Below are 12412 nucleotides of genomic sequence, written 5' to 3'. Positions count from 1 at the left end.
ATAGCTACTTCGCCGACTTCTCGTACGCCGTCTGCAACTGGGCGGCGACCTTGGCCGGCTCGGCCTGATCGCTCAGGATGCCCTGGATGCCTTTCCACATGGCGTTGTTGAAGACGTCGGTGGTGAGGACGTCGATGTTGTACCCGAAGTCGCCGGTGCCACCGGCGATCTTGGCCGAGTCGTCCAGCACCTGCTTGAACAACGGCGACGCCTTCATGCCGGTCGTGTCGATCGGGTACGCCGGGATGTCCTGCAACTTCTCCGCGGCCCACCGGCCGTGCTCGGCGGTCAGCAGGTAGTCCAGGAACTTGATCGAGGCATCGGCCTTCTTGGTCGAGGCGGACACGAAGGTGCCCGAACCGAGACCGCCGCTGAAGATCCCCGCGCCGTTCTGGGCCGGGAACGGAATGAACCCGACGTCGAACTTGGCGTTCCGCTCGATGTCCAGGGCCAGCCAGCTGCCGGTCGGGTTCATCGCGGCCTTGCCGGAGTAGAACAGTGCGTTCGCGTTGTCGTAACTGACCGCGGCGGGTGAGGGAGTCAGCAATCCCTTGTCGTTCCACTGTTTCCAGACCGCCAGCGAATCGACGACCGGCTGGGTGTTCCACGACGTACGGCCGTTGAGCAGGTCGTCCATGCCCTTGGACCCGACGGCGCTGGACAGCGACATGCTGAGCAGGTGGCCGCCCTGCCAGCCTTCCTTGTCGCTGACGGCGAACGGGGTGACCTTGTTCTGCTTGAGTTTCTCGGCCGCGGCGGTCAGCTCGGTGAGGTTGGTCGGCTGGGCGATTCCGTACTTCGCGAACAAGGTCTTGTTGTAGAAGACGCCGACCTCCTCGATCTGGCTCGGTACGCCGACGATCTTGCCGCCGAAGGTGACCCGCTTCTTGGCGAAGTCGTAGATCGGCCACTTGTGCTCGGCGTACGCGCTGGTCAGGTCGTACACCAGCCCGGCCTTGGCGAGGGCGCCGGCGAATCCGGGCCCGGTGTCGTAGCCGAAGACGTCCGGGCCCTGACCGGAGCGCAGCTGGGTCTGCAGGACGGTCCGGACATTCTCGCTCGGGATCACGTCGAGCTTCACCGTGATGCCCTGGTTCTTGGACTCGAAGGTCTTCAGGTCGGACTTGATCAGCTCCAGGTCCGCCGGATCCTCGGGCTGGCCGATCATGTAGCGGATCTCCTGCTGACCGCTGGTGTCTTGCTTCACGTCCCCGGAGCCGGTCCCCGGAGCGCCGCCGGTGCACGCCGCGGTGGCGAACAGGGCTCCGGTGGAGAGGGCGACAGAGACGACGAACGCGATCTTCTTCACGAGCCACTCCCGTTGTCGGTGGCGATGCGTCGGCTAAACTTCTAACGTTAGAATTTCTAACGTTAGAAGTGATGCTCGCGGGGCGCATGAGCTCTGTCAAGATGTCGTCCTACGGTGTTTGAGGTCATCGAGGGGAGAACGATGGACGACAACCGCGACGACGTCGGCGCCGGTAGGGACGGCAGGCCGGCTCGGCCCGCCCGGTTGAAGGACGTCGCGGAGCTGGCCGGGGTGTCGCTGAAGACCGTGACGAACGTCGTCCACGAGCGGCGCCATGTGAAGGCCGAGACCCGGGCCCGGGTGAAGGCCGCGATCGCCGAGCTGGGCTACACCCCGTCACTGGTCGGCCGGCAGCTACAGAGCGGCCGCAGCAACATCGTCGCGCTGGCGGTGCCGCGGATCGACGAACCGTACCTGGGCGCCCTGGCGCATGCCGTGATCATGGCGGGCGAACGACATGGCTACACCGTCTTCACCGACGAGACCGGGCGCAGCGACGAGCACGAGTTGCGCGCCGCAGCCGGATATCCCGGCAACAGCATCGACGGAGTGATCTACAGCCCACTGGCCGTGGACCCGCGGCGGCTGGCGGACATGAGCCGGTTCACTCCGATGGTGCTGCTCGGTGAACACCTGAGTGAAGGCGCGGCGGACTACGTCGCGATCGACAACGAGCAGTCCGCCCGGGATGTCGTCCAGCATCTCGCCGACGGCGGACGGCAGCGGATCGCGTACGTCGGCAGCAATCCGGCGCGGTCGTCGAGCGTCGGACAACTACGATTTCAGGGCTTCCGTGCCGCGGTGAATGACCTCGACCTGGAGACCCGGGACGACTGGCTGCTCCGATGCGACCGGTACACCCGGGAGACGGGCGCGGCGATGGCCGAGCAACTGCTCCCCCAGATCGGTGAGATCGACGCCCTGGTCTGCGCCAGCGACCTGCTGGCGATCGGCGCCATCCGGACGTTCATCGCGCATCACGTCCGGGTGCCCGACGACGTCGCCGTGATCGGCTGGGACAACATCGTCGACGGCCGCTACCTGTCCCCCAGCCTGAGCAGTGTGGCAACGGATCTGGACCTGCTGGCGGACCGGACGTTCGAGGCCCTTATCAGCAGGATCCAGGGCAATCGAGACCCGGCCGCCGTCTACACCGTCCCCCACGAACTCATCATCCGCGAGTCGAGCGGCCCGCCGACCGACGCCTGACAAACCGGTGAACCGGTGAACCGGTGAACCGGCGACGGAAGTTTTCAGGATGAGGCGAGGGCGCGGACTGCGCGTTCGATGGCGGGGCGCATGTCGAGGTCGGGGTCGACAGTGAGGCGGTGCAAGAGAAGGCCGTCGCCGAGTGCCATCAGGGCCCTCGTCGCCGGCACCGGATCCTGGATGCCGGCAGCGGTCACGATGCTCTCGGTCCACCGTTCGAACTCGCGTCGCTGTCGACGCAGCGGCTCACCGAGCTCAGGATCGTCCGCGAGTTCCAGGAAGAGGGCGTAACGAGCCCGGGTGCGCGCGGCGAATGCCCCGGATTGCAGTTCGGTCATCGCGCACAAACCCTCGATCAGCCCCTCGGGTCCAGTGATGGCCGGCATCGCGCCCGGGTCGAAATCGTCACGCTCGCTCGCGGCGATCCAGTCCACCACCCCGGCGAGCAGGGCCCGGCGGGTGCGGAACCAGTTCGAGGTCGAACCGGGCGCGAGGCCTGCCCGTCGGTCGACGCGCGCGTGACTCAGCGCGCGCACGCCCTCCGCGCCGAGCAGTTCCACGGCCGCCTCGAGTGCGCGCACCCGGGTTGCCGCGGGCATGGACGCCTCCTTCCAAGAAGCCTACTATAAAAATAGTAGTCCACCCGCACCAAGGAGGCGGCCATGGCCACGCCCGAGACCCGAATCATCCGGTCGGTCGACGACTCGGCCTGGTCGCCGCCACTTCCCGAGGCGCCCGGCTTCGACCATCTCGTCGTCGAGACGCCCGGCCTGCGCACTCACGTCGCCACCGTCGGCGAGGGCGAACCGGTCGTGCTGCTGCACGGATTCCCCCAGCACTGGTGGCAGTGGCGCGCCGTAGCTCCGGTCATCGCCGCCCGCGGCTACCGCGTCATCTGTCCCGACCTGCGCGGAGCCGGCTGGACCGTCGCCGACGATCCGCGGATCGAACGCGAGACTCGGCTCCAGGACCTGCTCGCGCTCTTCGATGCCCTCGACATCGAGCGCGCCCACCTCGTCTCTCACGATATGGGCGCCATCACCGCGATGCAGCTCACCTACGAGCACCCCGAGCGGGTTCGAACGGCAGTAGAACTTTCCGTGCCGCCGGGCTTCTTCACGTTCAGCCCGAAGCTTGCCCCGGGCTTCCGGCATCTACCCCGGTTCATCTGGCACCGCCCCGGCGCCTCGTTGCGCGGCATCTTCTCCGAGGCGTACGTCGCCCAGCCGATGTCGGAGGCAACCATCGAAGCCCACCTCGCCCCGATGGGCCGTCCCGACATCGACGGCGCCGTACGTCCGCTCACTCGCGGCATGATCCTGCCCGAGGCCATGCGCATGTCGCGCGGCGTCTATCGCCGCCGGCGCCTCACGGTGCCGACCCTCTTCGTGTTCGGCCGCCGCGACCGCCCCTGGACCGAGGACCTCATGGGACGCGTCTGCCGCGATCCGAAGCGATACGCCGATCGCGTCGAGTTCGCGTACGTCGACAACGCCGCACACTTCATCACCGACGACGCCCCCACCACAGTCGCCACTCTCACGACCACCTGGTTCGAACAAGCAGCTTGACGTACGGGTCAAGGTCAGCCCTTGATGCCGCCATCGGCCAGGCCGCTGATGAAGGCTCGCTGGTTGAATGCGAAGACAAGCAGAACCGGGACCGTGACGAGGACCGCGCCGGCCATGACCGGGCCGTACTGGACGTTTCCGCTGGTAAGGAACTTGGCCAGCGCCAGCTGGACGGTGTTCATCGCGTCGGTGTTCGTGATCACCAGCGGCCAGAGGAAGTCGTCCCAGATCCCGGTGAACGCGAACACGCCGAGGGTCGCCAGCAGCGGCTTGGCAAGCGGTAGATAGATCTGGAAGAAGATCCGCAGCTCGCCCGCACCGTCGGTCCGGGCAGCCTCCGCGAGCTCGTCGGGGAACTCGAGGAAGTACTGCCGGGACAAGAAGATGTTCAACGGTACGACGAGATAGGGCAGCGCGAGCCCGCCGATGCTGTTCAGCAGACCCGTGCCGCCCGCGCCGAGAATATCGTTGCCTCCGGCAAACGGAATCCCCTTGGTGATCAGGAACAGCGGGATCAGGGTGACCGAGACCGGGATCATCGCCGTCGAGATCAGTACGCCGAACACGATCGTGTCACCAGGAAAACGCAGCTTGGCGAACGCGTATCCGGCCATGCTCGCGAACAGGCAGTTCGTGGCCACGACGATGATCGCGACCGCCGTGCTGTTCAGCATCGCGCGGCCGAGACCCCCACTGGTCAAAGCGGTGGTGAAGTTCGTCATGGTGGGCGATGACGGAATCAGATCGCTGGCCGCAAAGGCCCGGTCGGCGGGCGTGAAAGCCAGCGACAGCATCCACAGGAACGGCACCAGCACGGCGATCGTGACCGCGATCAGTACGAGGTTCGTACCGATGGTGCGCACTGGTTTCGGCTTCATCGGCGGCCTCCCCGGCCGGTCATCTGACGCAGTGACACGAAGGAGACCGCCGAGATCAGCGCGAACAGCACGAATCCCATCGCGCTCGCGGTGCCCATGTCGTTGAACTGGAACGCCTGCTTGTAGATCAGATAGTTCACCGTGGTGGTCGAGTCGACCGGACCACCCCTGGTGAGGATGTAGATCTCACCGAACGACTGGGCGAGGTAGACGATGTCGGTGACGACGACATACGTCAGCATTCCGCGCAGCCCGGGCAGCGTGACGTAGCGGAACTTCGCCCAGCCGCCGGCGCCATCGACCGCAGCGGCCTCGTACAACTCGCGCGGAACCGACTGCAGCCCCGCAAGCAGCAGAACCATGTTCCCGCCGAGAGCCTTCCAGATCCGCATCACTGCGACGGCTGCCAGTGCGGTCCCGCTCTCGAGCAGAAACTGCCGCTCGCCGATCCCCACGGCGCGAAGGATCTGGTTGAACCAACCTTGTTCGGAGTACAACCAGAGCCACACCATGCTGACGGCTGTCAGCGACACCACATGCGGCACGTAGAGCGCGGTACGGAAGAACCCGACGCCGCGGCGGCCGCGATTGACCATGAGCGCCAGGATCAACGCCAGGATCACGGCACCGGGCAGCACGTACAGCACGTACTTGGCCGTCACCAGCAGGGAACTCAGGAACACAGGATCGGTGAGGATCTTGGTGTAGTTGCCGATTCCGACCGGCTGTGGTCCCGATCGGGACTGCGGGTCGTACGTCGTGAAGCTCAGGTACAGCCCGTACGCGAGGGGGAAGAGGTGGAAGATCGCCACGTACGCGGCGGCAGGCAGGATGAACAGTACGCCGACCACCCGGATCCGCCGCACCGGTGAACGCCGTCGCGGGCGGCGGGTACCGGTCACCAGTTCCGGTACCCGCTTCGGCTGGGTGATGTTCGTCGTCTGGGCCGTCTGCGTCATCGGCGAGCCTCAGCGATCATCGATGCTCCTAGGACTTCTCGAGCAGCGGCTTGACCTCCGTCGCCGCCTTATCGAGGGCGTCCTTCGGTGGCGTCTTCCCGGCCAGCGCCTGCTGCAGGTACCGGCTGAGCACATCGCGGACCTGCACCCAGGCCGGCACGTTCGGGTTCGCGACGTACGACGGCTGCGCGGTGAGGAACGTCGTCAGCAGCGGATTCTTCGTCACGTAGTCACTCGAGGCGGCCGACTTGCGGATCGGGATGCTGCCGATAGCCTGCGCGTACTGGTTGCTGACGTCCGGGGACGCCATGAACTGCAGGAACTTCCACGCCAGGTCCTGGTTCTTGCTGTCCTTGCTGATGAAGAGGCCGGTGCCCACACCGCCGTACGCGCGGCCTGGATGGCCACCCATCGACGGCGGAGCCAACACGCCCAGCTTGTCGGCGAGGTCAGGCTTGGCTGCGACGAGCTGAAGCAGCTGGTTCGGTCCGAGCTGGGTGATCGCCGCGGTGCCGAGAGCCAGTGGCTGCTGCGCCGGAGGCCGGCTCAGGTAGTCGTCGCCGACGCCAGTGGCAACGGCACCATCACCCTGATAGAGCTTGACCATGTAGCTCAGCGCATCAACACCGGCCGCCGAGTTGAACGTCGCGCTCTTGCCGTCAGAGCTGAGCATGCTGCCGCCGTCGGACGTGAGCAACGCGATGAACGACTGCTCATCGGCGATCGGAGTGGTCAGGATCTGCACTCCGGAACGACTTGGGGTCTTCAGCTTGCGGGCAGCGTCGTACACCGATTCCCACGAGGTCAGGGTTGCCGGGTCGACGCCGGCCGCCTGCAGGATGTCCTTGCGGTAGACGAGCAGAGTGCCGGAGGCCGACAGCGGCGAGATGTAGTGCTTGCCGTCGACAACACCCTTGTCCAGCAAGGCGTTCAGGTCGTCCCGATCGGAGGCAGGCATCGCGTTGATCCGGTCGTCGAGGGCGAGCACCCGGTCGTTCGCGACGAAACCCGAGGCCGCGGCCGTCCCGTGGCCCCAGACGTCGGGCGTGGTGCCGGACGCGAACGCGGTGGTCAGCTTCGGGGAGATGTTCGGCCAGTCGATGTAGGTCACCGTGACCTTCGAACCGGTCTGTTGCTCGAACTTCGGAATCAGCGTCTTCGTCACCAGGTCGATCTCGACCTGACTGTTGCCCGGGAACCACACGGTGAGCTCGTTCGACCCGGAATTCCCACCGGATGCGGGCTTGCTGGCGGTACCGCAGGCGGTGAGGGCCGCGCTCAGCGCGACCACCGCTGCGGTCAGGAAGGTACGGCGGATGGTCATCGGCAGTCCTAACGGGAGCCTTGTTCGCCTGAGTCGTAGTATGGTAGTACCTTAGCATGGCGATCCGCAAACCGCTCCACCCCCGCCCGAGCCGACGCACCGTTCTCGGCGGTGTCGCAGGCAGCACCGTCGCCGCGGCGATCGGCAACGCCGTTCCCGCGTCGGCACACCCGGCGGGCAGTGCCGGCAAGCCCACGACCCACGGAAACGCGGTCCTCACGACCGCCAAGTTCCTGATGGGCCTGAACACCCACCTGACCGGACCGAAGTACATCCCCGACGCGTCGAACGTCCTCCAGCAGAGCGGCGCGAACGCCGCCCGCGACGAGGTCCACTGGGACGTCGTCGAGACTCAGGCCGGGGTCTACCAGATCCCCGCCGCGATCGACACCTACTACCAGGAGCTGGTCGATCGCGGCATCGAGCCGCTGATCATCCTCGACTACGGCAACCCCTTGTACGACGGGGGCCAGCGGCCGACCTCACCCGCGGCGGTCACAGCGTTCGCGAACTACGCCGCGTTCGTGGCGCAGCACTTCGCCGGCCGAGTGACGCAGTTCGAGGTGTGGAACGAGTGGGACATCGCGATCGGCGGCGTGACCGGCAACGGCGACCCGGCGCAATACGTCACCCTGCTCTCGGCCGTCTACACGGCACTGAAGAATGTCGACCCCGGTATCACCGTTGTCGGCGGCGCCGTCTCCGCGCTGAACTACACCTACATCGACACGCTGCTGGACAACGGGATTCTCGACGTGTGCGACATCTTCTCGGTGCACACCTACGTGTACGCCGATCTGCCGGTGGAGAACCGGGTTCCCGAGGTGTGGTGGCAGCACATCCAGGATCTCCAGGCTGTCTTGAGGACGTACAACGGCGGCCAGGACTTCCCGATCTACGTCACCGAACTCGGCTGGACCACCGGTTTCAAGGATCAGCCCGACGACGCCGGCGTCACCCAGGAACTGCAGGCGGCGTACGTCGCGAGGTTGTATCTGATTGCGCGCAGTCTCCCGTACCTGAAGGGTGTCTGGCTCTACGCCTTCGAGGACGAGGCGTGGACCTACAACATCTACGGCCCGAACTACGGGTTGGTCCGCCCTGATCTCACACCGAAGGAGGGGTACTTCGCGCTCCATTCGGTCGCGCACATCGTCAAGTTCGGCACGTTCGTCAGTCTGACGAATCCGCTGGACCCGAAGTTGTGGGCGTTGCAGTTCCGGGATCTCGACGGCTCCGACGTACTGGCGTTGTGGAACTCGTACCTCGACGACCACTACTCCGTCGTACTGCACAACGACAGCGCCACGCTTCCGGCGATGAAATTCGAGCAGGCGGGCGGTCTGCAGGTCACCCGCCAATGGGGCCGGAAGGCCTGGTACGACTCGAGCACCGCAGTGTTCACGACGAACGACCTCGACGTCACGCTCCGACGGCCGCCGGTCCTCATCAGCGGCCCGCTGACCGGCGTGACATTCCGCCTGATCCGCAAGCACACCTTCCCGGACACCACCCGCTGACCGGGCCCGATCGGCCGTCCGGACGAGTTGTATGCTAGCATACAACTGTCCGGACGGCAGAAGGAGACCTCGATGGCGGAGCGAACGGCCCAGCGCGGGCGACGCGTCCAGCTCAGCCGGATGCGCGACTCGAGCACGCGATCCCAGGTGTACACGCAGCTCCGCGCGGAGATCATCACGCTGGGAATGCAACCGGGCCAGGTGCTGTCCGAGAGCGAACTCGCCGAAGTCTACGGGGTGAGCCGGACTCCGGTCCGGGAGGCGCTGATCCGGTTGGCGGGCGAGAACCTGGTCGAGGTGGTGCCGCAACTCGGCACGTTCGTGTCGCGGATCAGCGTCCGGGAGGTCACCGAGGCGCAGTTCATCCGCGAGACCCTCGAGCGGGCGTCGTTGCCGCAGGCGATCAAACGGATCACGCCGGTGGATGAGGCTCTCCTCCGCGCCATTCTGGCCAGGCAGTCCGCGGCCGGCGAACGCGGTGACCTGGTCGAGTGGTTCAGCACCGACGAGGAGTTGCACCGAGCCCTGCTGGAGATCGCCGGTCACCCGAAGACCTGGTCGGTCGTCTCGTCGATCAAAGCCCATCTCGACCGGGTGCGGATGCTCTCGCTGCCTGATCCGGCGATCCTGTCGTCGATGCACGGTCAGCACGCGACGCTGGTCGATCACGTCGCCGCGAAGCGCACCCAACAGGCTGACAAACTGCTCACCCAGCATCTGCGCGGTGTCCTCGGCGTCCTGGAACCGTTGGAGAAGCAGCACCCGGACTACTTCGTTCTGGATGACGAGCAGGACGTCCGCTCGCCGCGCCCGTCGGCTCGCGGTCGCTGACCCACAGCCTTCTGGTCAAGCTGTAGCCAGGCTGTAGGTCAGGCTGTCGCGAGTCCGGCGTCCGCGTCCGTGGCGGTCTGCGCGACGTCCTCGGTGGCGTGGATCAACGCCTGGATATACCCGACGGCATGGGCGCGACCCCGGTGTCCCCAGTCGCTGTCGCCGACCAGCCGCGGCGTGTGGTCGTCGAGGATGAAGCCGTCGAAGCCGGACTCCCGCAGCGCCCGGACCACCCGGAGCGGGTCGTAGTTGCCCTCACCGAGGAAGCTCTCCTCGAACGTCGGCACGGTACCGCGGACGTCACGCAGATGCACGTAGGCGATCTGGTCGCGCGGCCCGAACCGCTCGATGGCCTCGAGTACGGCGCCCTCGCCGCCCATCTCCGAAACCGTGCCAAGGCAGAGCTCGACGGCCCATGCCCGGCTGGGCACCAGCTCCGAGGCACGGACCAGCGCATCCACGCTGCGAATGATGCGGGCGATGCCCCCGAGCGTAGGCACCGGCGGGTCGTCCGGATGGATCGCCAGCCGTACGCCGGCCTCCTCGGCCGCCGGAAGGACCGCCTCAAGGAAGTAGCGGTAGTTGTCCCACATCTGCTCCTCGGAGATCTCTACCCCGAGGTCCGGGTATCCACCGGCGGCGAAGTCGTCCTTGCCGAGCCGTCCCGACTCGCTGCGTGGAGCGTTGCGCCGGGCAACAAGTAGCTGATCGGCGAAGGCCGGGTCCACCGCCTTACCGAGATCGAACGAGGTGACTTCCGCGCCGCCGCGGCCGCGACCGTCCATGCCGGTGCGGACCACGCCGAGGGGGCAGAAGTGGTACCCGAGTATGCCGATGCCGGCCCTGCCAACACTGGAGATCGTGCGGCGGACGTTCTCGAGTTCCTCGTCGCGACCCGGCAACCCGAGCATGGCTTTCTGGTAGAACGACTGCGGGATGTTCTCGATCGCCTCGAGCGTGAGACCCCCGCGCTCGCACCGCCGCCGCAACGCGATCAGGTCAGCGAGCTCCCAGCGCCGCTCACCGGGTAGCCACGGCGTGTTGACCTGGACGCCGGACAGGCCCAGTTGGCGCGCGAACGTCAGCAGTTCCTCGGTCGGCTCGTGGAACTGGCCGAGCACGACGCGCATCAGACTCCTGCCGGCAGCGGAGTACTCGCAGCATCCAGCCGATAGGCCGCGTCGGCGAGTGGCCGGGTGCGGATCTGCTCCGGCCACTCCAGCGGTACGCCGAATGTCCCGGACAGCAGCCGCTGATAGTCGGCAAGCAACCGCGGATCGCTGCGCACCTGCGTGGGCAACGCCTTCTCCGACAAACAGAACGCGGTCAGCGCACCGACAGCCTCACCGATCGCCCACTCCACCGGGTGCAGGCGATAGCAGCCGTTGGTGATGTGCGTCGAGCCGATGTTCTTGTTCGCGGGCAGCAGGTTGCGAACCCGTCGTGGCAGCAGCGATCCGAGCGGGATCTGGAACGGATGCGTGTCCATATCGACGTACGTCCGCCCAGAGGTGCTCGGGTGCAGATCGATCCGGTAGGCACCGATTCCGACACTGTCCCCGAACTGTTCGGGACCGCCGAGTCCCTCCCGAGCGGCAACTGCGACGTGGTTCTCGGTCACGGTGAACTCGGCGCGGATCCGCCGCCCCTCCCGGATGTACGGCGCTTTCGCGAGGCCGTCGTCGGTCCCGACGGCCTCGGGGCACAGCCGCAGACCCGGGTACCCGGTGCCACCGTCCGGCCTGGCCACGGAGGTCTGCAACCAGTACACCAGCGAGCGTGTCAGGTCGCGGCTTGCCTCGAGAGCATCCTGCCGGGTCACCTGGTCGACGCCCAGCAGTGGTTTGAGCCAGTAGTCGTTCTGCGGCCAGTTCATCAGGCTGACGTCGGTGGTGAGTACGCCGGTGAACTGATCGGCGCTGCGGATCCGCCGGTAGCACCAGCGGGTGCGAGGAATCTTGCTGTCGGCAACTTCACCGAACAGCGGCAGCTCGCGAGCGACGAGGGTCCCCGGATCGACATCGGCCAGGCTGAGCTGCGCACCTGGCCAGACGCCCGATTCGTGGGTCAGCCAGAAGTCGTAGCTCGCCGGCTTGTCGAGGGTGTGGTCCTCGCCGGGCCGGTGCTCGATGGCGCAGCACCAGGTGATGGCCTGTTGGTCGAGCGGATCCGCCCGGCCTGGCAGCGCGTGCGGCTCGGCGGTCTCCTCCTGTGACTCCGCCCCGATCACATGCTCGACGCCGCCGAGCTCGAGCAGATCACCGAGTTCGGTCGCGTCGACGACGTACGGCGCGTCGAAGGTCTGCTCGGCTCCCGTCTCCAGGCTGCGAACCGTGACCGAGCGAACCTCGTCCCCCTCGATCTCCACGGCGACCGGGACGTGTCGCATCAGCACACGAATCTGGCCCGACGACACGTACGGCGCCAACAGCTCGGACAGAACCGCGACGGCCACCGGCGGCTCGTGGCACAGCCCGCTGACCAGGCCACGTCCCGGATTCAGGAGTACGTCGTCCCGCGCGGCGGCCGTCATCGGATAGTTGCGGCGGTAGTAGTCGCGAATGCCGGCGCGCAGGCGCTGGTAGCTCGCCGAGCTGTACGGGCCTTCGATCCAGGCGTTCTCGTCCGGCGGGACAGCTTGAGCTGTGAGCTGGCCGCCGAGCCAGTCGAGTTCCTCTGTCAGCACGACCGTGCGACCGAGGGCGGCGGCTGTCAGCGCGGCGGCGACGCCTCCGAGCCCGCCGCCGGCAACGACGACGTCAGGCCGGCTCTGTCCAGGTGTCATCAGCATCTCCCAGCTGTGGGCTGATC

11 protein-coding genes are annotated in these 12412 nt (G+C 66.7%); 4 read left to right on the top strand and 7 right to left on the bottom strand.

From position 1 onward, the window contains the following. Positions 1–4: 4 nt before the first annotated feature. The gene (locus tag AB0J62_RS21155) at positions 5–1309 is read right to left on the bottom strand and encodes an extracellular solute-binding protein (RefSeq protein WP_363873383.1); all 1305 of its coding nucleotides are present in this window, start codon (positions 1307–1309) and stop codon (positions 5–7) included. A gap of 141 nt (positions 1310–1450) precedes the next feature. Between AB0J62_RS21155 and AB0J62_RS21150 the strand changes: the two genes are divergently transcribed. After that, positions 1451–2518 carry a LacI family DNA-binding transcriptional regulator gene (locus tag AB0J62_RS21150; RefSeq protein ID WP_363873380.1) on the top strand — a complete coding sequence of 356 codons (1068 nt, stop codon included), beginning with the start codon at positions 1451–1453 and terminating at the stop codon, positions 2516–2518. A gap of 44 nt (positions 2519–2562) precedes the next feature. On the opposite strand, the gene AB0J62_RS21145 is transcribed toward AB0J62_RS21150, so the two are convergent. Continuing rightward, the gene (locus AB0J62_RS21145; protein WP_363873377.1) at positions 2563–3117 is read right to left on the bottom strand and encodes a TetR family transcriptional regulator; all 555 of its coding nucleotides are present in this window, start codon (positions 3115–3117) and stop codon (positions 2563–2565) included. Positions 3118–3180: 63 nt separating this feature from the next. Between AB0J62_RS21145 and AB0J62_RS21140 the strand changes: the two genes are divergently transcribed. After that, positions 3181–4089, top strand: coding sequence for an alpha/beta hydrolase (locus tag AB0J62_RS21140; RefSeq protein WP_363873374.1), 909 nt, complete (start codon positions 3181–3183; stop codon positions 4087–4089). Positions 4090–4103: 14 nt separating this feature from the next. Here the strand turns inward: AB0J62_RS21140 and AB0J62_RS21135 are convergent, their stop codons facing one another. Genes AB0J62_RS21135 through AB0J62_RS21125 form a run of 3 tightly spaced genes read right to left on the bottom strand, consistent with a single transcriptional unit; the run spans position 4104 to position 7250 of the window. Continuing rightward, positions 4104–4967 (bottom strand): carbohydrate ABC transporter permease, encoded by an 864-nt coding sequence (locus AB0J62_RS21135; RefSeq protein ID WP_363873371.1) that lies wholly within the window; start codon positions 4965–4967, stop codon positions 4104–4106. Continuing rightward, a complete protein-coding gene (locus AB0J62_RS21130; RefSeq protein WP_363873368.1) occupies positions 4964–5926 on the bottom strand; it encodes a sugar ABC transporter permease in 963 nt (320 codons plus the stop codon). Before AB0J62_RS21130 ends, AB0J62_RS21135 begins: the two co-directional genes overlap by 4 nt. 28 nt (positions 5927–5954) lie before the next feature. Continuing rightward, complete coding sequence (locus tag AB0J62_RS21125) at positions 5955–7250, bottom strand: ABC transporter substrate-binding protein (RefSeq protein WP_363873365.1); 1296 nt, start codon at positions 7248–7250, stop codon at positions 5955–5957. A gap of 56 nt (positions 7251–7306) precedes the next feature. Between AB0J62_RS21125 and AB0J62_RS21120 the strand changes: the two genes are divergently transcribed. Continuing rightward, positions 7307–8770, top strand: a complete 1464-nt coding sequence (locus AB0J62_RS21120; RefSeq protein WP_363873362.1) for a hypothetical protein — start codon at positions 7307–7309, stop codon at positions 8768–8770. Between the two features lie 72 nt (positions 8771–8842). Continuing rightward, the gene (locus AB0J62_RS21115) at positions 8843–9601 is read left to right on the top strand and encodes a GntR family transcriptional regulator (RefSeq protein WP_363873358.1); all 759 of its coding nucleotides are present in this window, start codon (positions 8843–8845) and stop codon (positions 9599–9601) included. Positions 9602–9639: 38 nt separating this feature from the next. Here the strand turns inward: AB0J62_RS21115 and AB0J62_RS21110 are convergent, their stop codons facing one another. Then, positions 9640–10731, bottom strand: coding sequence for a mannonate dehydratase (locus AB0J62_RS21110; RefSeq protein ID WP_363873355.1), 1092 nt, complete (start codon positions 10729–10731; stop codon positions 9640–9642). After that, positions 10731–12386 carry an FAD-dependent oxidoreductase gene (locus tag AB0J62_RS21105; RefSeq protein WP_363873352.1) on the bottom strand — a complete coding sequence of 552 codons (1656 nt, stop codon included), beginning with the start codon at positions 12384–12386 and terminating at the stop codon, positions 10731–10733. Before AB0J62_RS21105 ends, AB0J62_RS21110 begins: the two co-directional genes overlap by 1 nt. Positions 12387–12412 lie beyond the last annotated feature (26 nt).

The organism is Kribbella sp. NPDC049584, assembly GCF_040675555.1.
Lineage (GTDB): Bacteria > Actinomycetota > Actinomycetes > Propionibacteriales > Kribbellaceae > Kribbella.
The sequence above is the reverse complement of the archived record's forward strand: the minus strand, read 5'-3'. Positions and strand labels throughout refer to the sequence as shown.

Bases quoted from the DNA above. Each gene is read 5' to 3' on its own strand.
- AB0J62_RS21150 (WP_363873380.1), top strand. From the start codon at position 1,451: ATGGACGACAACCGCGACGACGTCGGCGCCGGTAGGGACGGCAGGCCG.
- AB0J62_RS21145 (WP_363873377.1), bottom strand. From the start codon at position 3,117: ATGCCCGCGGCAACCCGGGTGCGCGCACTCGAGGCGGCCGTGGAACTG.
- AB0J62_RS21140 (WP_363873374.1), top strand. From the start codon at position 3,181: ATGGCCACGCCCGAGACCCGAATCATCCGGTCGGTCGACGACTCGGCC.
- AB0J62_RS21135 (WP_363873371.1), bottom strand. From the start codon at position 4,967: ATGAAGCCGAAACCAGTGCGCACCATCGGTACGAACCTCGTACTGATC.
- AB0J62_RS21130 (WP_363873368.1), bottom strand. From the start codon at position 5,926: ATGACGCAGACGGCCCAGACGACGAACATCACCCAGCCGAAGCGGGTA.
- AB0J62_RS21125 (WP_363873365.1), bottom strand. From the start codon at position 7,250: ATGACCATCCGCCGTACCTTCCTGACCGCAGCGGTGGTCGCGCTGAGC.
- AB0J62_RS21120 (WP_363873362.1), top strand. From the start codon at position 7,307: ATGGCGATCCGCAAACCGCTCCACCCCCGCCCGAGCCGACGCACCGTT.
- AB0J62_RS21115 (WP_363873358.1), top strand. From the start codon at position 8,843: ATGGCGGAGCGAACGGCCCAGCGCGGGCGACGCGTCCAGCTCAGCCGG.
- AB0J62_RS21110 (WP_363873355.1), bottom strand. From the start codon at position 10,731: ATGCGCGTCGTGCTCGGCCAGTTCCACGAGCCGACCGAGGAACTGCTG.
- AB0J62_RS21105 (WP_363873352.1), bottom strand. From the start codon at position 12,386: ATGACACCTGGACAGAGCCGGCCTGACGTCGTCGTTGCCGGCGGCGGG.